The organism is Pseudomonas sp. KU26590 (assembly GCF_026153515.1).
GTDB lineage: Bacteria > Pseudomonadota > Gammaproteobacteria > Pseudomonadales > Pseudomonadaceae > Aquipseudomonas.
This window is the reverse complement of the sequence record NZ_CP110644.1, coordinates 5380521-5401606: the sequence shown is the minus strand read 5'-3', so window position 1 is coordinate 5401606 and position 21086 is coordinate 5380521. Positions and strand designations below refer to the sequence as shown.

Genomic DNA, 21086 nt, shown 5'->3' with positions numbered 1-21086 from the left:
GTGAATGTCCAACTTTCCTTCGGGCCTGTCTGGCCATGCGAGATCAACCGGCGGCCGGTCAGGGCAGAGTCGACTGGTCGCTGTGATCGTAAGCAAACGGCACGGACTGACTCAGATCCAGGCGCAGCACCGGCAGCCACTCCCCGGTTCTGTCCTTGAATTTGGCCTGGAAACTTCTGGCTGCGCTCAAGCCGCTCTGGGCGGTGTAGAAAAATCCCTGCAAAGGCAATCTGGCAGGCATGTTCTGCGCCCACGTCTCGATCAGGAATTCGTTGTGTGCCGTATTGGCCGGTGTCGCGGCACGGACCCCCAGCATGGTCATGAACTGGGCGGGGTCCTGGACGCTGAGTGAACATTGCGCACTGGTTTTGGTGTAGGCGAGCCAGCTCTCTACCGTGGTGGCGTTTTTGCTGGCGCAGCTGCTCAGGTCATCGGTGGGCAGTGGCTGCGTTGTGGCGGCTGAATCACATCCCTTGCCCAGCGGCGTCATTCCGGAAGTGCCCGCGTTGTAGGGGTAGACGCAGAGGTAGTGCAAGGGCTTGCTTTGTTTGATGGCATCCGCTGGCGCCGACAGGAGGTATCCGCTGGCCACGTAGGTCTGCTTCATGTTGGCGTCGGATCTTACGAACGAAAACGACTGAGCCCCGAGTTTTGTTGCGCCGGCGCTGGGGTTCCATGGGTCAAAATTGCCGTCTGCCACGCCCCGCAGCAGCACGCCACTGCAATAGTAAGCCGGCAGCAGGTTGTCACATTGCGCGGGCACATTGGCGTATCGGGTATTCAGCTCTTTCGCCGACTCTATGCCCGTCGCCAGCGGGAAGCGGGGTGGCGGCGCCAGGTTGAACTGTATTTGCAGGTTCAGCGGTTCGGAGGTTTGCACAGGGACGCCAGCGATTTCGACGGTGTAGGTGAGGCTCGCCGAGCCTCCAAGGTCCTTGGCAATCACCTCGCGGGGCACGTTGAATATCAGCGGCGCAGTGCTGGTGGTGGTTTGCGCGGCTGTCTTGTAAGCGACGCTACCCGCCCAGGCCAGCGTGACTTTTTCCCCTGCCGCCAGGCTCGGGAAACCCACCGTAAAAGGCACTTGCAACGGCGCTTTGCCCACGTCCAGCTTGCCGCCTTCGGCCAGGGGGGCCACTGGCGCCAGGAGTCGGTCAAGCGTCACGCCCACGGTAAGCGGCTCGGAGGTAAACGCCGGTGCGCCAGGGATTTCAACGGAGTAAGTCACTTGGGCAGAACCGTTGAACGCCGCGGCGACCGTCGCCTTCGGGACATAAAATGTAATCGGCGAGGTGGCCGCAGTGGTCTGCAGCGGAGCGCTGTAGACCGTCGGTCCTTCCCAGCGCAGGATGACTTTATGACCCGGCCCGAAACTGGGGTAGCTCACTTTGAAAGGGACATTCGCCACGGCCTTGCCAATGTCCAGATTGCCGTCTGATGTGAGCTGTTCCTGCGAGAGCAGCAGCATGCCGGTCTCTTGTCCGGTGTCATCGCGCACGCCGGACGTCTCCTGCGAATTCGATGGCTCGATGGAGGCGGCTGGGCTATCGGCGTTGGCACCGCCGGCTATCCACATCGTGCAAACGAGAGTGAGAAGTGACGCGCGCAATGAGTTCATGCTGACCTCCTGGTCATCCTGCTCCTGGGACCACTCCCGGTACATTTGCAGTATGGAACTGGCGCGTCTGCTTGCTAGACGGATTCGCAATAGCCCGAATCGCCATTTGCGATTAAGCCCCCGGCGGTGATTTCCCGATAAGGTGCAGCGAAGATTGTCGTCATTGCCGCGCCATGGCGTGCCCTGCACCAACGACTGCGATATACTCGCCGGCTTTGTGAAAATCGCCTGCGAGTGCTGCCTACCATGGAAATCAACCCGATCCTAAACAGCATCAAGGACCTGTCCGAGCGCTCCGAAACCATTCGGGGGTATCTTTGACTACGATCACAAACATGATCGTCTGACCGAAGTTAACCGCGAGCTCGAGGATCCAAACGTCTGGAACAACCCGTCTTACGCCCAGGAGCTGGGCCGCGAGCGTTCACTGCTGGCGCAGATCGTCGACACCCTCGACGAAATGAGCACCGGCCTGGTGGATGCCAAGGACCTGTTGCTGATGTCCGCCGAAGAAGAAGACCAGGCCGCCGTCGACGACGTCGCCGCTGAAGTCGAGCGCCTGCGCGAGGCCCTGGAAAAACTGGAATTCCGTCGCATGTTCAGCGGCGACATGGACCAGAACAACGCCTACCTGGACATCCAGGCCGGCTCCGGCGGCACCGAAGCCCAGGACTGGGCGAACATCCTTCTGCGTATGTACCTGCGCTGGGCTGACAAGCGCGGCTTCGACGCGACCATCATGGAACTGTCGGCCGGTGAAGTCGCCGGTATCAAAGGCGCCACGGTGCACATCAAAGGCGAGTACGCGTTTGGCTGGCTGCGCACCGAAATCGGCGTCCACCGGCTGGTCCGCAAGAGCCCGTTCGACTCCGGCAACCGCCGCCACACCTCGTTCTCGGCCGTGTTCGTGTCGCCGGAAATCGATGACAACATCGAAATCGACATCAACCCGTCGGACCTGCGCATCGACACCTACCGCTCCTCGGGCGCCGGTGGTCAGCACGTCAACACCACCGACTCGGCGGTCCGGATCACCCACGTTCCGACCAACACCGTGGTCAGCTGCCAGAACGAACGTTCCCAGCACGCCAACAAAGACACCGCGATGAAGATGCTGCGGGCGCGTTTGTACGAGCAGGAAATCCAGAAGCGCAACGCCGCGTCGCAAGCGGTCGAAGACACCAAGTCCGACATCGGCTGGGGTCACCAGATCCGCTCGTACGTGCTCGATGCCTCGCGCATCAAGGACCTGAGGACCAGCGTCGAACGCAGCGATTGCGACAAGGTGCTCGATGGCGACATCGACGAATACCTGATCGCGAGCCTCAAACAAGGGCTGTAATCGCCACACCACTGTTGCGGGTCGGGCGCGTCATCATGACGTCGCCGCCCGCGATCCTTCGTCGCGCTTCCCGGCCAGACGAAGGGCCACGAACCTGTGATGGATAATCAAGACATGAGCGACCAACAACTCGACCCGCAAGCCCAGCAACAGGAAGAAAACAGCCTGATCGCCCTGCGCAAGGAAAAACTTGCGGCCGAGCGCGCCAAGGGCAATGCCTTCCCGAACGACTTCCGTCGCGAAAACTACTGCAACGACCTGCAGAAACAGTACGCGGACAAGACCAAGGAAGAGCTGGCTGAAGCGGCGATTCCAGTCAAGGTTGCCGGGCGCATCATGCTCAACCGTGGCTCGTTCATGGTGATTCAGGACATGACCGGTCGCATCCAGGTCTACGTCAACCGCAAGACGCTGCCCGAAGACACCCTGGCCTCGGTGAAAACCTGGGACATGGGCGATATCATCGCAGCCGAAGGCACCCTGGCCCGTTCCGGCAAGGGCGACCTGTATGTCGAAATGACCAACGTGCGCCTGCTGACCAAATCCCTGCGTCCGCTGCCCGACAAGCACCACGGCCTGGTCGATACCGAACAGCGTTATCGCCAGCGTTACGTCGACCTGATCGTCAACGATGACGTGCGTGAAACCTTCCGCGTTCGCTCGAAAGTCATCGCCCACATCCGCAGCTTCCTGATGCAGCGCGACTTCCTCGAAGTTGAAACGCCGATGCTGCAGACCATTCCGGGCGGCGCCGCGGCCAAGCCGTTCGAGACGCACCACAACGCGCTGGACCTGGAAATGTTCCTGCGCATCGCGCCTGAGCTGTACCTCAAGCGTCTTGTTGTGGGTGGGTTCGAGAAGGTGTTCGAGATCAACCGCAACTTCCGTAACGAAGGCGTCTCGACCCGTCACAACCCCGAGTTCACGATGCTTGAGTTCTATCAGGCGTACGCGGACTACGAAGACAACATGGACCTGACCGAGGAGCTGTTCCGTGAACTGGCCCAGCTGGTTCTCGGCAGCACCGACGTGCCGTACGGCGACAAGGTCTTCCACTTCGGTGAACCGTTCGTGCGTCTGTCGGTGTTCGATTCGATCCTCAAGTACAACCCCGAGCTGACCGCCGATGACCTGAACGACATCGACAAGGCCCGTGCCATCGCCAAGAAAGCCGGCGCCAAGGTGCTGGGCTTCGAAGGTCTGGGCAAGCTGCAGGTGATGATTTTCGAAGAGCTGGTCGAGCACAAGCTGGAGCAGCCGCACTTCATCACCCAGTACCCGTTCGAAGTGTCGCCGCTGGCCCGTCGCAACGATGACAACCCGAACGTCACCGATCGTTTCGAGCTGTTCATTGGCGGCCGTGAAATCGCCAACGCCTATTCCGAGCTGAACGACGCGGAAGACCAGGCCGAGCGCTTCATGGCCCAGGTGGCGGACAAGGACGCAGGCGACGATGAAGCCATGCACTACGACGCAGACTTCGTCCGCGCGCTGGAATACGGCATGCCGCCGACAGCGGGCGAGGGCATCGGCATCGATCGTCTGGTCATGCTGCTGACCAACTCGCCGTCCATACGGGACGTCATCCTGTTCCCGCATATGCGGCCGCAAGCCTAAGCGTCAAAACAAGCCGCCTGAGCAGGGCGGCTTTTTTTTGTCTGTAAAGTTACGCAGGCCAACCGTAGGAGCGTGGCTTGTCCCGCGATCGGCGACGCAGTCGTCGCAAAACCGGTGATGCGGTGTGTCAGGTAAACCGTGTGCTCAGGGTTTACGACGGGTTCCCCGCCGATCGCGGGACAAGCCACGCTCCTACAGACTCCGCGCCTGCCAGTCATTCAAAAAGGAAACCCCGTTGTGAACCGCACGATCGCTCAAAAGGGAGCCGCTGGCCTGGCCACGGCAGTCGCACAGAGTGTTCAGTACCAGGGCCGCAAGGCGAGTCGACAGGGAAGTGAACAGCGTCGCCAACAGATTCTCGATGCGGCCATGCGCATCCTCATTCGTGACGGCGTCAGGGCCGTGCGTCATCGCGCGGTCGCCGCCGAAGCGCAAGTGCCGCTCTCCGCCACCACCTACTACTTCAAAGACATCGATGACCTGCTCACCGATGCCTTCGCGCAATACGTTGAGCGCAGTGCGGCGTACATGGCCAAGCTGTGGACCAGCACCGAGGCGCTGCTGCGCGAGATGGTCGCGCGCAATGACGGCAGCGCCGAGGCCCGCGCCCGGCTGGCCGATGAGATCGCGCGTATGACCATGGAGTACGTGCGTCATCAATTGCTGACCCGGCGCGACCAGCTGATTGCCGAGCATGCGTTCCAACTCGAAGCGCTGATCAACCCGCGGCTCGCACCGCTGGTGAGTGCCCATCAGCAGATTTTGTTGCAGGGCAGCGCCCAGTTTCTCGAAGTCATGGGGTCAGCTCAGCCGCAACTGGATGCCCAAGTGTTGACGGGGCTCATCTGCCGGATGGAATATCAGGGGCTGCTCAACGGGCCTCGGCCCGGCGCAGACGAAGACATGCTCGCTATTCTTACTCGCCAGATGCATCTGGTACTGGGCACTGCCAAGCCGATGGCTGGCTGATACCTCAAGGAGAACCCGATGAGAGTCTGGAGCGCATTGCTCGCCCTGTCGTTCGCGCTGTTGAGCGGATGCCTGGTGACATTCAAGGACCCGATTCCGGCCAGCAATACCGCCCCGCCCAAATTGCTCGGCACCTGGAGCAGCAAGAATGCCTGGGGCGAGCCGCTCGAACTGGAAATCAGCCGCGCCGGCCCCGACCGCTACAAAGCGGTCAGCTACCGCAAGGGCGATCGCAAGAACCGTGACGAATATGCCTTCACCGTGTCGCGGCACGGCAGTCGCTGGTACGTGTCCGCCGCGTTGCCTGACAAATACGGCGGCAATTACGTCATCGCCGGTTTCGATCTGATGGAGAGCGCGAACGGTGCCGACGAACTGGTGGTCTATGACCTCGACCTGGAGCGGTTTCAGCAGTTGGTCGAACAGAAAGTGCTCGACGGCGAGCGGGTCGATACGGTCAAGGGCGACGGCATGTTGATCTCAAGTCCCATGGACAAAGTCTTTGCCTACCTCGACGACCCGGCCTATTCCGACGTCTTTCTCAAAGCAGCTCAATATCAGCGCATGACCAAATAGCGCAAACGGTTCAATAAGGGGTACCGGGTGGACGAATACCAACAGACTATTCGCACGTTGTCCGATCGTATCGTGGTGGCGCAGACGCCGATTCGCGTCCTTGATGCCGTGAAGTGGGATGACAACATCCGCAAGACCTTCCTCGACGGCAAAGGCAAAAACCTGCCGGAAGTTGATCGCGCGTACTACGAGAATCGCCCGCTGGGCTTCGATTCCGGTGCGGTGAAGCTGGAGTTCCAGAACATCGAGCGTGACCTCACGCGGCAGCTGGGCCAGTTCAACCCGGTCGGGCAGATCATGCGCCGCATGTGCAAAGAGTACCGGATGGTCATCCGCATGCTCGAAGCGCGGGGCACCCCGGACTTCGGCTTGATTTCTCAGGAGCTGTACGGCGCGGCGTCCGATGCCTTTCACGCCGGCGACCCGACGCTGTCCGACCTGGGCATGATGCTCTCCGATTACCTGGACAACATTGCCGGTCGCGGCGATCTCAAGGATGAGCCGAAAATCCTGACGGCCAAAGACGCCGTCGCCATGCTGCAAACCCGGCTCAATCGTACGTTCGGTGAGGCGGAAGAAACGATTCGGGTGTTCGAGTCCGACGGCATCGTGGCGGACGCTGCGGCCGGCGCCGATTACATCAAGATCCGCAGCGACGCGATGTTCAACGAGCGCGACGTGCGGGCGCTGGAAGTCCACGAAGGCCTGGTGCACGTCGGCACCACGCTCAATGGTCAGAATCAGCCGATCTGCACCTTCCTCTCCAAAGGCCCGCCCTCGTCGACAGTGACTCAGGAAGGCCTGGCGATTCTGATGGAGATCATCGGTTTTGCCTCCTACCCGAGCCGCCTGCGCAAGCTGACCAATCGCACCCGCGCCATTCACATGGCCGAGGAGGGCGCCGACTTTTTGCAGGTGTTCGACTTCTATCGCGAGCAAGGCTTCGGCATGTCGGAAAGCTACGGCAATGCCAGTCGTGTATTCCGGGGCTCGGTGCCGAATGGGCTGCCATTCACCAAGGATCTGTCCTACCTCAAGGGCTTCATCATGGTCTACAACTACATCCAGTTGGCCGTGAGAAAGGGCAAGCTGGAGCAGGTGCCGCTGCTGTTCTGCGGCAAGACCACGCTGGAAGACATGCGCACGTTGCGCCAGTTGGTGGACGAAGGCCTGGTGGTGCCGCCCAAATACCTGCCCGACCAATTCCGCGACATGAACGCGCTGTCGGCATGGATGTGCTTCTCCAACTTTCTCAACCACCTGAGCCTGGACCGGATCGAAGCGGATTATTCGAACATCCTCTGATACGTCCTCGTTTGACTGGGACTTGTAGGAGCCGGCTTGCTGGCGAAGGCGTTAATCCAGTCGACATGTGCGCAACTGACCCAGCGCCTTCGCCAGCAAGCCGGCTCCTACGGTTTCACACCGTGGCCCACATCGTGAATAGAAGGACATCGCTTGAAGCGTCTTCTTACCTTGCTCCTGGTCATCTCCCTCAGCGGCTGCAGCGAACTGCTGTTCTACCCGGAACGCGGTCTGCCACTGACGCCGGATAAAGCGCACCTTGCCTGGCGCGACGTCAACCTCACGGCGGCCGACGGCACCCGCCTGAACGCGTGGTTTCTGCCAGCCAAGCCCGGCGTACCGGTGAAGGGCACGGTGCTGCACCTGCATGGCAACGGCGGCAACATGGCCTGGCATCTGGCGGGGAGTTGGTGGTTGCCGGAGCAGGGCTATCAAGTCCTGCTGGTGGACTATCGCGGCTATGGCCGGTCTGAGGGTGAACCGAGTCTGCCGGCCATCTATCAGGACATCGACGCGGCGTTTGACTGGCTGAACGCTGCGCCCGAGGTACAGGGCAAACCGCTGGTGGTACTCGGCCAAAGCATCGGCGGGGCGCTGGCCGTGCATTACTTGTCGGAGCATCCGCAGCAGCGCGCGCGGGTCAAGGCGCTGGTGCTCGATGGCGTGCCGGCGAGCTATCGTGAGATGGCGCGCTATACCCTCAGCACGTCGTGGCTGACGTGGCCCATCAAACGGCCGCTGTCGTGGGTAATCCCCGACGGCGACAGCGCCATCAACGGCATGCCGCAGCTCAAGGGCACGCCGATGCTGCTGTTCCAGAGTCTGGATGACACGCTAGTGCCGCTGCACAACGGCATCAGCCTGTATCAGGCCGCGCCACCGCCGCGTGTGCTGCAACTGACGCGCGGGCCGCACGTGCAGACCTTTAACGACCCCACTTGGCGTGAAGTCATGGTTCGCTATCTGGACGATCCGCAGCACTTCAACGGGCTGCGCAGGCTGGGAGAAATTCCGAATTACCCTGATGCTCAAACTGGCAAGGCGGCACCGGCTTCTCAACCGTGAGCAGAGCAGAGTGCATAAGGGGACTGCATAAGGGGACTGATTTATTTACTGCATAAGGGGACTGATTTATTTACAACGCCCCACCGTAAATTAATCTGTCCCCTGCGGTTCTTAGGGCGACCTCCCCGGGGTGACAAGATTAAAGTGCTCTACTCGAATTTTTGTTGTTATTTATATTTCTTGTATCTTCAAGATTGTATTCTGCCGCGCGAGCAACACACTTATTCTGATCTTTGAGTAGTCTTTCTAGTACTGCAATCGGTGCTTTTTTGTTGGCGGCCACGGCTATCCTTACGACATAGCTCTCATCTCGAGAAAGAGCTTCAAACATCGCGGCTGACAGCTTTCTTTTGGCTGCCACAAACTGCCGGACAGTGCTGTCGAACTGACACAGCTCCTCTAAGATCTCCAATGGGACAGTTTTATTATGGGACACCCATCGCCTGTAATTCGGATAATTTTTATTACGTCACGCCACACCGAAACTGGGGCCTCCTCAAAAGCTGCTCTGTCGTACTCACTCTTAATGGAGCTACTCCTTAGCGCAACAAATTCTTCAGCAGATTTGATCATTTCACATCTCTATACTTTGGCGACTGAGAACTGTTTTTCTCGATGGTACTTTGCGAGTTAAAGGGAATCGTCTCCTTTGAATTTCAAAAGCGTCCAACCCCTACCGTGTTTTACTTTCGAGCTCTTCAACTCTGCGCTTGTAGTGTTTCGCCGCAACTCGAGCAACGTCTTCGTTCACATCCTGAAGCAATCGCTCAAGGATTTCCAATGGGGTCTTTTTATTGGCGCATATTGCGATCCGGACGTCAGAATCCTCATCCTGTGAGAGGCGTTCAAATAACGTAGCCGAGAGTTTTCTTTTACCTGCCACGAACCATCTGGTGCTGGCATCGAACTCACATAACACTTCAAGAATTTCTACTGGCACGGTTTTATTGTGCGCGACCCAGCGCCTGTGATCGGGGAATCTTTCTATGACGTCACGCCACACGGCAATTGGCGCTTCCTCCATGGCGGATCTGTCATATTCCGCCTTTATGTCACTGTCACGAAGTACTACAAATTCTTCAGCAGATCTAATCATTTCACCTCTTTACTTTGGGGATTAAAAGGGACTGGTTCCTTAAGCTCTCGGTCTGACTTTTATTTTTTCTAAAGTCGTAGTTATCCCTTGCGGCGCGGGCCACCTCTTCGTTTACGTCCTGAAGAAGGCTTTCGAGAATATCCATCGGCGTTTTTTTATTAACGCTAATGGCAATTCGGATGTCTGTGTCGGCGTCTTTTGAAAGGGTCTCAAAAAGTGCGTATGAAAGCTTTCTTTTGCACGCTACAAAGAATCTTACATTGGCGTCAAACCCACATAGCTCTTCGAGAATCTCAACTGGCACGGTTTTATTGTGGGCGACCCATCGCCTGTGATCGGGGAATCTTTCTATGACCTCACGCCACACGGCAATTGGCGCTTCCTCCAAGGCGGATCTATCATATTCGGCCTTTATGTCACTGTCTCGCAAAGCTACAAACTCGTCGGCTGACCTAATCATTTTACGTCCTTACACTTCACAGCTTTGATGTTTTGACCGGTTTTGGTTTTGTAGTTCCTTGTGTGGTCGCCATAGATATGAGCATGGGCCAGCCATGCACTATTAGGCTTATACGATATTAAACTAGACCGTCCCCTATAGTCCTTATTTTTCTCTCATCAAGATTAAGCCTAGCTACGCTTGCGACATCTTCGTCCTTATCTGTTAGCAATCGCTCTAAAATAGCGATTGGTGTCTTTCTATTCGCGGCTATCGCCACCCTCACAACATCGCTAACGTCTTTAGATAGCATTTCAAACATCGCTAGGGATAATTTCCGTTTTCTCGCGACAGACTGCCTGATAGTGCTGTCAAAAATACAAAGTTCTTCAAGTATTTCCAGAGGTACGGTTTTGTTGTGCGAAACCCATCGCCTATAGTTTGGGTACTTGATGATGATCTCGCGCCAGACAGATATTGGAGCTTCTTCCATCGCAGCTCGATCATACTCGTTTTTTAAATCGCTACTTCGTAATGCGATAAATTCTTCAGCAGAATTGATCATTTATTGTCCTTGCATTTCAGGGACCTGAAGTCAATGTTCTTTCCGATGCCATTTTTGTGCTTGCTCACGTGATCACCGTGAATGTCCGCGTCAACGACCCACGTGCCAGTTTTATGAAACTAAAGGGATCCGTCCCCTCTGGTCCTAACCCGCCCTCGAAATTAAAGGGGGCCGCCCCCTCTGGTCCTAGTCTGTTTGCTCTCCAACTCTTCAATTCTACGCTCGTAGTTTTCCGTCGCCACACAAGCAACGTCTTCGTTCACATCCTGACGCAGTCGATCAAGGATTTCCAACGGAGTCTTTTTATTGGTACATATTGCGACCCGGACGTCAGAATCCTCATCTTGTGAGAGACGCTCAAACAACGCAGCAGAGAGCTTTCTTTTACGTGCCACGAACCATCTGGTGCTAACATCGAACACACATAGCATTTCGAGAATCTCCACCGGCACGGTTTTATTGTGCGCAACCCATCGCCTGTGATCGGGAAATTTTTCTATCACCTCACGCCATACGGCAATTGGCGCTTCCTCCATGGCGGATCTGTCGTATTCGGCTTTTATCTCACTGTCGCGCAGCGCTACAAATTCTTCGGCGGAATTAATCATTTTATATCCTTACACTTTAGCGATTTGAAATTTATATTTTTTCCAACTGTGCTTTTGTGTTTGTCCATGTTGTCGCCATATATATCAGCATCAGCCTGCCACATACCACTAAGCGAATACACTTTCCACGCACTTTCCCCATGTCCTGTTTTATCCTCCGACCACCACGTTTTAGATACAAAGTGTCGATAGTATTTTGCATAACCCACGCCGGGGACATTACCCTCGCAAACTCGGTCATAGCGATTGACCTCCCATTTTTTTCTGCATGCGCGTTTACAGTTTTGGTTAGGCTTATCAGACTTAGGCTTTCGCCCCGGTCCAACGGTCGAACTTGCCAGCCCTAACGGATCGACCCAGCTGATTGAGTTCGGCCCGTATTGGTAGATGTTCAGTCCACCCAGATACCCAACCGGGTCCTCGCTAATGAACCGCCCGACCCTTGGATCATAGTACCGATGCCGGTTGTAGTGCAGGCCGGTCTCGTGGTCGTGGTATTGGCCCTGGAACCGGATCGGGTTGGTCAGGCCGATTTGTTGGGCGAACTCCGAGCGCTGTTCGGTTGCTTCGCCCCAGGCTTTGTATTGCGCGCTCCAGGCGGTTTGGCCGTTTTGGTCGGTGATTTCTTGAGGTGTGCCGAGGTGGTCGCAGTGGTACCAGACGAGGACGTCGATTGGCAGCGCTGTGGGTTTGTAGTTCCAGAGCGGGTCTTCTTTGAAGTTGTAGCGACCTTCGTATGCCGGTTGGCTGACGAGGCGGATTGTTTCGTGGCGGATGGCCTGGGCCACGGGAACGAAAGTGCCGGGCTCGTGGATGTAATGCACCGTGCGGCCGAGAGCTCCGGCGTACGGCGGTGGGCTGCTTTCCCACGCGAGGTTGTCGCCGTCCCAGCCGTACAGGGTGAAGCCGCAGCCGAGCTCGCGCTCTTTACGGGCGTGTTCGTTTTCGTTCCAGCCGGTACCGGCTTCAGGACGAGGTCGGTAGTGAGCTTTTGAGAGTTTGTAGAGGCGCCTTCCGAGGGGGTCGTAACCGAAGTCGACGGTGAGTCGCGGATCGCTGAAATGCGCGAGGCGATCGAAGAGGTCCCAGTGCAGTTCGCTGCGCAGGCCGTTGGTCCAGCGCTCTGTCTGGTTGCCGCGTTCGTCGTATTCGTAGTGGTTGCCGGCGTAGTCGCGCAGGAGGTTGTCCACGAGTTTATGGCGGACAGGTTCGGGGTCGAGTGGACGGCGGACGGGTGCTGCGCTGTCGTCGAGCAGGTTACTCGCGGGATCGAAGGCGAAGGTTTCCACGCCCAAGCGACTGGTCGCATTGATAAGTCGGCTGACGGGATCGTATCGGTAGCTCAATTGCCCGCGACGGCTGTCGTTGATGTCGGTGAGCTGGTCGGCGGCGTCGTAGGTGTATGCGCGTTTGATGAGCGTGGTTTTATCGTCTGCCCGGCTCAGTAGCTGTTCTTGAAGGCGTCCCGCAGGGTCCCATTGCTGGGTTTGCAGCAGGTTATTGCCTTGGTGCCGGCTGATCTCGCGGTGGAGGTCGTCGCGCTCGTAGCTGAGCAGTTCGTGTTCATCGAGCTTCAAGCCAAGCAGATGGCCGCTGCCATAAGTGAGCCAACTGACGCGGTGTCCATCAGGCCTGATAGTCGCGACGCGGTTATTCAGCGCGTCGTACTCGTGCTGCCAAACGGCAACCAGTGGCTTGTCCAGATTCGAGTAATGCTGATGTTCGCGCAGCAGGTTGCCGGCCGGGTCGTGGAACCATTGCAGCTTGCTGATGGCGTTGGTCGCCATGACCAGATGGCCATTGCCGTCGTAGGCAAAGGTTTCGCTTTGGGACTTTTCGCCAAGGGTGGCGCGGCGTTCGGTCAGGCGGCCCATCGGATCGAAAATCAGTGCGATCGTGCGCTGGCCGTTAACCGTCTGAGCGAGCCGTCCGGTTTCGGGGTCGTAGTGATAGCGAGTCGAGCGATTGTCGAAGCCTCGTTCTTCCAGCAGCCGGCCCACAGGGTCGTAGTGAAAGTGGGCTAGGCGTTCGTTTTCGTTTTCCAGCGAAACGAGGCGGCCTAACTTGTCCCAGCGGTAACGCAGGGTTTGTTCGGCGGCGTCGACGCGTTCGGCGATGAAGCCTGCCGCGGTGTAGCGCCAGGTGGTGCAGCGTTCGAGGCCATCGGAGTGGGCCAGCAAACGACCTTCGGCGTCGCGACTAAAGCGTTCTTCGGTTTTGTCCGGGTGCTTGATCAGCACTAACTGGCCTAACTTGTACTCGTATGTGGTGCTGTGCCCAGCAGGATCGGTGAAGCGAACCATCTGGCCGCGATCGTCATACTCCCACGCGCTGACCTTGCCCGAGCAGTCGGTGTATTTCAGCAACTGGCCCGCAGCGTTGTACTCAAGTTTCTTGGTATTCCCGTTGGCGTCCTTGATCGCGGTAGGAAGGCCGAATTTGTTGTAGGCGTATTCGGTAACGTTCTCTAGCGGATCGATTGCTTCAACCAGATTTCCGCGAAGGTCGTAGTCACGCTTCCACAACCCACCCTCGCCATCGCTGATCTTGATCAGATGGCTTTTGTCGTCGTAGGCGTAATTCATCACGCTGTGATCAGCGCGGGTGTGTTCGGTCAGATTGCTTAGCTTGTCGTAGCGATAGCGATCCGTGCTGCCGTCAGTGTGTACGTGGCGAATGATGTTCTTCGCCGCATCACGGAAGAACCATTCGGAACGGCCGTCGGCGTGGCAAATGCGGTACGTGTAACCGAGGCTGTCGTAGTAGTGCCGGGTTTCGTGGCCAAGGGCGTCAGTGACGTAGGTCAGACGGATGTTTTCATCCCACGCCAGTCGGGTATCGAAACTGCCGTCGTCCGCCCATTCGCGAACGGCCTTCGCGTCGGGACCGGAGCCTTGCCACTGAAGGTTCAAACCACGATTGGTGCGGTCGGTGTAGCGGGTGATCAGGTGGTGTTCGTATTGATAACGCCATGCAGCGCCGTTCTCGTCCTGAGCCAGAACAAGGTCACCAGAATCATCGTACTGATATGCGCACAATTGGCGTTTGACGTCGCCGTCCCGAATTTCCCAAAGACCCGTCAGCCGCCCCAGATCATCAATCAAAGTGCCCAAGCGAAGATGGACCTTGTTGGCATCTTTTTCCGAGTAAGTGACCAACTCGGAGAGCACCGAATCCCCATCATGCCGATGCTCGTGATGCAGCATGACTCCGGCGCCGTTGGGCAGAACCTTGTTGATCAGGACAAACCGATCACCTCGACGAACATAGGTTTCCCTGTGCTCAAGGCCCCGCATCAGCAATAACCGATCTTTGCTGAGGCGAACGACGGTCAGGTTTTCAATGGCGTTGAAGTGAAACAGCTTGACCTTGGGAAGAGGGAATTCATGGCTACGCCCATCGGAGTCATGAAACACCAAACCATCGCCGACGAGATCAAACCGCGTGGTAAACGGCGTAATCCAGCGTGCGCCAATAACATCCTCATCGTAAGCATCCAGACTCGAGCAATAAGTCCGCGTCCATTCGATTGGAAACGGCCCCGGCAGACTGAAATCGGCATGACTAACCGACTCCGAGCCCACCGCAAAACTGATGCTGTTACCCGTAGCAGCACAGGCACAGTTTTTCTGCTCATTGGGCAGGCCCTTCGCAGGTTTCTCGAACTGAACAGCCTCAAGCTTGCCTTCACCCGCTTGGCGTTTAGCCTGATTAACCACCCCTGGCTTGATGTTGAACGACTGGCCATGCCCATTGCGCGAGCGCCATGTGACTACCGCACCTGGCAATGTCTCCAGCAACGACCCAATCGAGTTCTGAAGCCCAGGATCCGCCAGACGATTAATCTGATCCCGAAGCTCCGGGCCCATTGCGCGCAACGAACCTGCATGTCGGAGCACCTGCTCTTTCAGCGCTTCGGGCACGAAATATTCGGCAGCACCGTTAACAGCGCCCTTACCTGCAGCCATGCAAACATCCGCAGCGGCCGCAAAAATGTTGCCGATGGCCGCCTGATGATCGTAGGCCCAAAGATCCCCAGCGGCCTGAACCAACTGCTCCGCTTCCAGCAAATCAGCGTTGGCGTCCAGCTTCGGGTCGACCAGCTTCTCCAGGCCAGCAGCGATCTGAAGAAGCACTTCTTCACCGAGCTTCCCCGCGTCGTCAAGAATCCCGGGGAGCCTGGCCTGCGCCTGTGGCACAAAGTCATCAAGGGTCCCGACAATGGTGGCGTTGAGGTGCCCGATCAAAATCTCGATCAGCACGTCACTCACCACCAATTTCCCGGTCCGACGTATCTCCTGGCGCACCAGAAACAGCATTGGTCGCAGGCTCATCCGTGCGGCTGCCATTCCGGGCGGGCGTGGCAGCATTCCGATCAGATTGATGCCTAAACTGACCCAGTCCAGAGGATCGCGTTTGTCACTGGTCGCCAGTCGAGCAATGTCATTCAGCGCATCAACGAGCGCCATGATGTTGCCCACCACCGGCAGCCCGCCGGCGAAAGTCTTGATCCGCTCAAGCGTGACGACCCCGCCGCTAATCTCTTGCAGCCAGGCGTCGACATTGGCCGCACCAAGACCAACGTCTTCAACCTGAATCAGATCAAGCGGAACAATCGCGACCTGTGGTTCGCGTTTTTCACCACCAACGGGCAGGTTCAGGGGGGTCGCCAAGGATGCTCTCCGTGCTCAAAAAACCATCCGAAAAGGCGTGAATGCCAATCCGGGGGCTACGGAGATATCAAGGGCTGTGCCAGCTATGAATTAGCCAAGTAAAATCAATAGCTTAAGAAATAAAACAACAGGTTTGAGCGAACGCCGAACCCGATAACAAAGTAAAAGTGCGCAAGAAGTTGCGCACCCCTGCGCAACTTCTTGCGCACTCGCCTACACGCCACAAACCACGTGGCCTCCAGCCCATCAACCACCCCGTTTCCAACAAACGAGTGCGCAACTTCTTGCGCAGTCCCCAAAAACACGTGGCGCAATCAGTTCTCCCTAAAAGTACCTCATCCCCAACCCCATCCGGAGAAAAACGCAGGCCACAAAAAAGCCCCGCCTGTCTCTCAACAGGCGGGGCTCTTTATGTGCCGCTACAACCGCATTACTTCATCGAAGAGCGCGGTGCTACTGGCTGGTTGTCGTTGGAGATGGTGACTTCCACGCGACGGTTCATGGCGCGGCCCGAGGCGCTGGCGTTGTCAGCAACCGGGTATTCCTTGCCGTAACCCTGAGCAACGATACGCTCCGGGCCTACGCCCATTTTGATCAGTGCCATGCGCACGGATTGGGCGCGGCGCTCGGACAGCGAGTCGTTGTAAGCCGCGGAACCGGTGCTGTCGGTGTAGCCTTCAACGATGACCTTGCGATCAGGGTTTTCCGACAGGAACTGGGCCAGCTTGTTGACGTTGACCAGGCCGGACGACTTCAGCTCAGCCTTGTTCAGGTCAAACAGTACGTCGCCGAAGGTCACCAGGGTACCGCGTTCGGTCTGCTTGGCGTTCAGGCTGTTCTGCAGGGCCTTGATCTGAGCATCGCGAGCATCCAGACGCGCTTGTGCACGTTGGGCCGCAGCGCCTTTCAGATCGTTTTCAGCGGTCTTCAGGTTGATGGTCTGCTTGGCCAGCTCAACGCGCTGGTTGGTCAGATACGCCAGCTGATCGACCTTCTTCTGGTCATCATTGTTGCGGTACGCGGCGTCAGCCTTGTCCAGCCACTCGCTGGCGTCTTTGGTTTCCAGCGCAGCCAGTTCAGTGGCTTTAGGGTTGCTTTGCAGCGCGGAGTAATTGGTGCGGGCTTGTTCCAGGTTCACGTTAGGCTGCGACGAGCATGCCGCCAGACCAACGCTCAAAGCCAGCAGGGCAGGAATAAGTACTTGTTTACGCATAATATTTTCGTCCTTTAACTCAATGGCCAATGCTTGAACTGCGAAGAATTACTGTGTGACAGGCTGAACCTGACGCATGCCTTCTTCACGCAATTCGTTGACGCCCTGACGAGCATCCTGCACCGCTTTCTGTGCCTTCGCGGCCTGAGCCTTACGCTCGGCTACACGTGCATCCCATTCGGCTTGCTCGGCGTATTTGCGAGCCTCGTCGTACTTTTTGTCCTGCATCGCCAGCTCGGCTTGCTTGAACTTGTCCTGAGCGGACTTCATTTCAACGGCAGCGTACTCGGTAGCGCCAGCGGTGACGGCGGCGTTGACGGCCGACTGGGTCACGGCGTACTGCTCGCTTGGAGGATTGCCCGCGCAACCAGCCAGAAGCACGCTGGTGCCCAGTGCCAGTGCAGCCATCTTCAGCCCGCGCAGGCGATTGAACGTTGGTTTGGCAGTGCTGGTGTTCATGGTGGTCAACTCCATTTCTTAACTCCTGAAAACTGGTTGTTCCATTTCAGCTACGGCCCACGCGGATGGATGGTGTTGCGTCACTTCCGCTGTCATCTGATGGCTTTACTGAATGGCTAATTGCTCGGACCGCTGCATTTTTTGAATAGTTCAGACATTTTTCTACACTTCCGGTCAGCTTTTGTTACGTGTTGTAAAAATGGCGCTTGAAAAATGACTGCTTTTTCCAGCGCCTGATCATCGGCCCGATGTGCCTGTGGAAAATTTTGAGGGGCAAAAACGACGTCGCAGAGACAATCGTCACAGCGCTTCCCGATCGGAAATTTCCTGGAGATGGCGCCGGGAAAGCTCCAGAAACCGGGGCGTCGGGCCCACGTCTTCGTAAAGCGGGTTGCCTTCCTCATCGGTGGCAACCACATGCTGACCGCGCACGTAAGGAAAGCTTGCCTCCAATTCTTCCAGCGCGGCGCCGATCAGTTCGCCCAGCAACTCCTCGGGCGTGCGCTTTGGGTACATCTCGGCAATCGCCGCAAGCCGCGCGGCGGCCTCAACATCCAAATGAATGGCGTAGGCGGTCTCGGTCAGACGGCCTTTGGCGTTCTGTTCCCACTGTTCGGCGAGCTCTCGGATCTTCATACATACCTCATCAGTTGCCGCGCGAGGGCGGGCGTTGGACGTGGCGGAGCCACATTGAAGCGCGAGTGAGACTGGCTTCCCCGGCGGTGAACATACGTCGAGGGTTGCGTCGGGACATCAATTTGTCGCTCTATACGCACCAATAGAAACGAAACCCAGCATGGCGTTCCGTTCGACAGCAGCGAATGGACCCCTGCAAGGGCTCGCCGGTAAAAACAACAAGGCTGAAGGAGAGGGCTGGATGGCTGATATCGATGCACGATTGCGCGAGAACGTTCACCTGCTGGGTGAGCTGTTGGGCAACACCATTCGTGATCAGCACGGCGCTGATTTCCTCGAGAAGATCGAGCGCATCCGCAAAAGCGCGAAGGCTGACCGCCACGCCTCGACCCAGGGCACCGAGCAGCTGAGCTCCAGTCTCGAAGGCCTGGGCGAAGACGAATTGCTGCCAGTGGCACGTGCGTTCAACCAATTCCTCAATCTGGCGAACATCGCCGAGCAATATCAGCTGATCCATCGTCGCGATGATGGCAAGCCGCAGCCGTTTGAATCCCGCGTGTTGCCTGAACTGCTGGAGCGCCTGAAGCAGGCCGGGCAGACACCCGAGGCGCTGGCGGAGCAATTGACCACGCTGGAAATCGAACTGGTGCTGACCGCGCACCCGACCGAAGTCGCGCGGCGCACGCTGATCCAGAAGTACGACGCCATCGCTGCGCAACTGGCCGCGCTCGATCATCGCGACTTGAATCGCCACGAGCGTGAGCAGATCACCGAGCGCTTGCAGCGACTGATTGCCGAGGCGTGGCACACCGAAGAAATCCGCCGCGTTCGCCCCACCCCTGTCGATGAGGCGAAGTGGGGGTTTGCGGTCATCGAAAATTCCCTGTGGCAAGCGATTCCCAACTACCTGCGCAAGGCCGATCAGGCGCTGCATGCAGCGACCGGTCTGCACCTGCCGCTGGAGTCGGCGCCGATCCGCTTCGCTTCCTGGATGGGCGGCGACCGCGACGGCAACCCCAACGTCACCGCTGCCGTCACGCGCGAGGTGCTGCTGCTGGCGCGCTGGATGGCCGCCGACTTGTACCTGCGCGACGTCGATCAACTGGCCGCCGAACTGTCGATGCAGCAAGCCAGCCCTGCGCTGATGGAAGCTGCGGGTGACAGCGCCGAGCCTTATCGCAGTGTCCTCAAACAACTGCGTGAGCGGCTTCGGGCCACGCGCAACTGGGCCCACGCATCACTGACCGTTACCCAGGTCGCGCCAGAAGACGTGCTGCACGAAAACCGCGAGCTGCTTGAGCCGCTGCAACTGTGTTTCGACTCGCTGCATGAGTGCGGCATGGGCGTTATCGCCGATGGCCCGTTGCTCGACTGTCTGCGTCGCGCGGTGACCTTCGGCCTGTTCCTGGTGAAGCTCGACGTGCGCCAGGATTCCACGCGGCACAGTTCGGCCATGAGCGAGATCACTGAATACCTCGGGCTCGGCCGCTATGACGAGTGGGATGAGCCGACCCGCATCGACTTCCTGCTGCGTGAACTGGACAACAAGCGCCCGCTGCTGCCCGCGTATTTCAGCCCTGAAGCGGACACCGCCGAGGTGCTGGCGACCTGCCGTGAGGTAGCGGCTGCGCCGGCGGCATCGCTGGGCTCCTACGTGATTTCCATGGCCGGCGCCGCCTCCGATGTACTCGCCGTTCAACTGTTATTGAAAGAAGCCGGACTGCAGCGACCCATGCGCGTGGTGCCGTTGTTCGAAACCCTCGCCGACCTGGACAACGCCGGCCCGGTGATCGAGCAGCTGTTGAGCATTCCTGCCTACCGTCGAAGCCTGGAAGGTCCGCAGGAAGTCATGATCGGCTACTCGGATTCGGCCAAAGACGCCGGCACCACCGCTGCGGCCTGGGCGCAGTACCGGGCGCAGGAAAAATTGGTGGAGATCTGCCGCGCCCAAGAGGTTGAGTTGCTGTTGTTCCACGGTCGCGGCGGCACGGTCGGTCGTGGCGGCGGCCCTGCACACGCGGCGATTCTGTCCCAGCCGCCGGGCTCGGTGGCGGGGCGTTTCCGTACCACCGAACAGGGCGAGATGATCCGCTTCAAGTTCGGCCTGCCGGACATCGCCGAGCAGAACCTCAACCTGTATCTGGCCGCAGTGCTGGAAGCCACGTTGCAACCGCCGCCCATGCCGCAACCCGCCTGGCGTCAGGTGATGGACGAGCTGGCGGCCGATGGCGTGAAAGCCTACCGTGCCGTGGTTCGGGAAGACCCGGAGTTTGTCGAGTACTTCCGTCAGGCCACGCCGGAACAGGAGCTGGGCCGCTTGCCACTGGGCAGCCGTCCGGCCAAGCGCCGTGAAGGCGGGGTCGAGAGCCTGCGCGCCATTCCGTGGATTTTCGCCTGGACCCAGACGCGCCTCATGCTGCCCGCCTGGCTGGGCTGGGAAAACGCATTGAGCAAGGCGCTGGAGCGCGGTCAGGGTGATCTGCTGGCTGAGATGCGTGAGCAATGGCCGTTCTTCCGCACCCGCATCGACATGCTGGAAATGGTGCTGGCCAAGGCTGACAGCGACATCGCCCAACTCTACGACGAACGTCTGGTGGAGCCAAAACTGTTGCATTTGGGGACGCATTTGCGCGGCCTATTGTCGCAGGCGTGTGACGTGGTGCTGGGTCTGACGGGCCAGTCCCGGCTGTTGGCCCACAGCCCGGAAACGCTGAAGTTCATCAGCCTGCGCAACACCTACCTCGACCCTCTTCATTTATTGCAGGCGGAGTTGCTGGCGCGCTCCCGTCAGCAGGACGCAAGTCTGGAGAGTCCGCTGGTGCAGGCGCTGCTGGTGTCTGTCGCAGGTATCGCCGCCGGATTGCGCAACACCGGGTGACGGGCAGGCAACCCGGCCGAATGAACA

The 21086-nt window shown here is 58.2% G+C and carries 17 protein-coding genes; 7 read left to right on the top strand and 10 right to left on the bottom strand.

Annotated features, from left to right (window positions below):
• Window positions 1–58: 58 nt before the first annotated feature.
• On the bottom strand, window positions 59–1618 hold the full coding sequence (locus OKW98_RS24020) for a hypothetical protein (protein WP_265386956.1): 1560 nt from the start codon (window positions 1616–1618) through the stop codon (window positions 59–61).
• 246 nt (window positions 1619–1864) lie between these two features.
• Here OKW98_RS24020 and prfB point away from each other — a divergent pair.
• The 6 genes from prfB to OKW98_RS23990 all read left to right on the top strand — a co-directional run bounded on the left by prfB (window position 1865) and on the right by OKW98_RS23990 (window position 8492).
• A protein-coding gene (gene prfB / locus OKW98_RS24015; protein ID WP_237251153.1) for a peptide chain release factor 2 occupies window positions 1865–2960 on the top strand; the annotation gives its coding sequence in 2 pieces (ribosomal slippage) (window positions 1865–1936 and window positions 1938–2960; 1095 coding nt in all).
• A gap of 114 nt (window positions 2961–3074) precedes the next feature.
• Window positions 3075–4577, top strand: coding sequence for a lysine--tRNA ligase (gene lysS, locus OKW98_RS24010; protein ID WP_265386955.1), 1503 nt, complete (start codon window positions 3075–3077; stop codon window positions 4575–4577).
• 237 nt (window positions 4578–4814) lie between these two features.
• Window positions 4815–5546 (top strand): TetR/AcrR family transcriptional regulator, encoded by a 732-nt coding sequence (locus OKW98_RS24005; protein ID WP_265386954.1) that lies wholly within the window; start codon window positions 4815–4817, stop codon window positions 5544–5546.
• A gap of 18 nt (window positions 5547–5564) precedes the next feature.
• Complete coding sequence (locus OKW98_RS24000) at window positions 5565–6122, top strand: hypothetical protein (protein WP_265386953.1); 558 nt, start codon at window positions 5565–5567, stop codon at window positions 6120–6122.
• A 27-nt stretch (window positions 6123–6149) separates the two neighbouring features.
• Window positions 6150–7427, top strand: coding sequence for a flavohemoglobin expression-modulating QEGLA motif protein (locus tag OKW98_RS23995; RefSeq protein ID WP_265386952.1), 1278 nt, complete (start codon window positions 6150–6152; stop codon window positions 7425–7427).
• A 153-nt stretch (window positions 7428–7580) separates the two neighbouring features.
• Complete coding sequence (locus tag OKW98_RS23990) at window positions 7581–8492, top strand: alpha/beta hydrolase (protein ID WP_265386951.1); 912 nt, start codon at window positions 7581–7583, stop codon at window positions 8490–8492.
• Between the two features lie 139 nt (window positions 8493–8631).
• Here the strand turns inward: OKW98_RS23990 and OKW98_RS23985 are convergent, their stop codons facing one another.
• The 9 genes from OKW98_RS23985 to OKW98_RS23945 all read right to left on the bottom strand — a co-directional run bounded on the left by OKW98_RS23985 (window position 8632) and on the right by OKW98_RS23945 (window position 18181).
• Window positions 8632–8928 (bottom strand): hypothetical protein, encoded by a 297-nt coding sequence (locus OKW98_RS23985; protein ID WP_265386950.1) that lies wholly within the window; start codon window positions 8926–8928, stop codon window positions 8632–8634.
• A 237-nt stretch (window positions 8929–9165) separates the two neighbouring features.
• Entirely contained in the window at window positions 9166–9588 is a 423-nt protein-coding gene (locus OKW98_RS23980) for a hypothetical protein (protein ID WP_265386949.1), read from the bottom strand.
• Window position 9589: 1 nt separating this feature from the next.
• Complete coding sequence (locus OKW98_RS23975; protein WP_265386948.1) at window positions 9590–10048, bottom strand: hypothetical protein; 459 nt, start codon at window positions 10046–10048, stop codon at window positions 9590–9592.
• 118 nt (window positions 10049–10166) lie between these two features.
• Window positions 10167–10592 (bottom strand): hypothetical protein, encoded by a 426-nt coding sequence (locus OKW98_RS23970; RefSeq protein WP_265386947.1) that lies wholly within the window; start codon window positions 10590–10592, stop codon window positions 10167–10169.
• A 161-nt stretch (window positions 10593–10753) separates the two neighbouring features.
• The gene (locus tag OKW98_RS23965; RefSeq protein WP_265386946.1) at window positions 10754–11200 is read right to left on the bottom strand and encodes a hypothetical protein; all 447 of its coding nucleotides are present in this window, start codon (window positions 11198–11200) and stop codon (window positions 10754–10756) included.
• Entirely contained in the window at window positions 11197–15873 is a 4677-nt protein-coding gene (locus OKW98_RS23960; RefSeq protein WP_265386945.1) for an RHS repeat-associated core domain-containing protein, read from the bottom strand. The genes OKW98_RS23965 and OKW98_RS23960 overlap by 4 nt, the downstream gene beginning before the upstream one ends.
• A gap of 430 nt (window positions 15874–16303) precedes the next feature.
• On the bottom strand, window positions 16304–17086 hold the full coding sequence (locus tag OKW98_RS23955) for an OmpA family protein (RefSeq protein ID WP_065989904.1): 783 nt from the start codon (window positions 17084–17086) through the stop codon (window positions 16304–16306).
• A 48-nt stretch (window positions 17087–17134) separates the two neighbouring features.
• Entirely contained in the window at window positions 17135–17560 is a 426-nt protein-coding gene (locus OKW98_RS23950) for a DUF4398 domain-containing protein (protein ID WP_192132220.1), read from the bottom strand.
• A 285-nt stretch (window positions 17561–17845) separates the two neighbouring features.
• Window positions 17846–18181, bottom strand: a complete 336-nt coding sequence (locus OKW98_RS23945; protein ID WP_237260488.1) for a pilin assembly protein — start codon at window positions 18179–18181, stop codon at window positions 17846–17848.
• Between the two features lie 241 nt (window positions 18182–18422).
• Between OKW98_RS23945 and ppc the strand changes: the two genes are divergently transcribed.
• Window positions 18423–21059 (top strand): phosphoenolpyruvate carboxylase, encoded by a 2637-nt coding sequence (ppc, locus tag OKW98_RS23940; RefSeq protein WP_265386944.1) that lies wholly within the window; start codon window positions 18423–18425, stop codon window positions 21057–21059.
• The last annotated feature ends 27 nt before the right edge of the window (window positions 21060–21086 follow it).

Coding starts and splice junctions, on each gene's coding strand:
- ppc (WP_265386944.1), top strand. CDS start 18,423: ATGGCTGATATCGATGCACGATTGCGCGAGAACGTTCACCTGCTGGGT.
- OKW98_RS23980 (WP_265386949.1), bottom strand. CDS start 9,588: ATGATTAGATCTGCTGAAGAATTTGTAGTACTTCGTGACAGTGACATA.
- OKW98_RS24020 (WP_265386956.1), bottom strand. CDS start 1,618: ATGAACTCATTGCGCGCGTCACTTCTCACTCTCGTTTGCACGATGTGG.
- OKW98_RS23975 (WP_265386948.1), bottom strand. CDS start 10,048: ATGATTAGGTCAGCCGACGAGTTTGTAGCTTTGCGAGACAGTGACATA.
- lysS (WP_265386955.1), top strand. CDS start 3,075: ATGAGCGACCAACAACTCGACCCGCAAGCCCAGCAACAGGAAGAAAAC.
- OKW98_RS24000 (WP_265386953.1), top strand. CDS start 5,565: ATGAGAGTCTGGAGCGCATTGCTCGCCCTGTCGTTCGCGCTGTTGAGC.
- OKW98_RS23970 (WP_265386947.1), bottom strand. CDS start 10,592: ATGATCAATTCTGCTGAAGAATTTATCGCATTACGAAGTAGCGATTTA.
- OKW98_RS23965 (WP_265386946.1), bottom strand. CDS start 11,200: ATGATTAATTCCGCCGAAGAATTTGTAGCGCTGCGCGACAGTGAGATA.
- OKW98_RS23950 (WP_192132220.1), bottom strand. CDS start 17,560: ATGGAGTTGACCACCATGAACACCAGCACTGCCAAACCAACGTTCAAT.
- OKW98_RS23955 (WP_065989904.1), bottom strand. CDS start 17,086: ATGCGTAAACAAGTACTTATTCCTGCCCTGCTGGCTTTGAGCGTTGGT.
- OKW98_RS23945 (WP_237260488.1), bottom strand. CDS start 18,181: ATGAAGATCCGAGAGCTCGCCGAACAGTGGGAACAGAACGCCAAAGGC.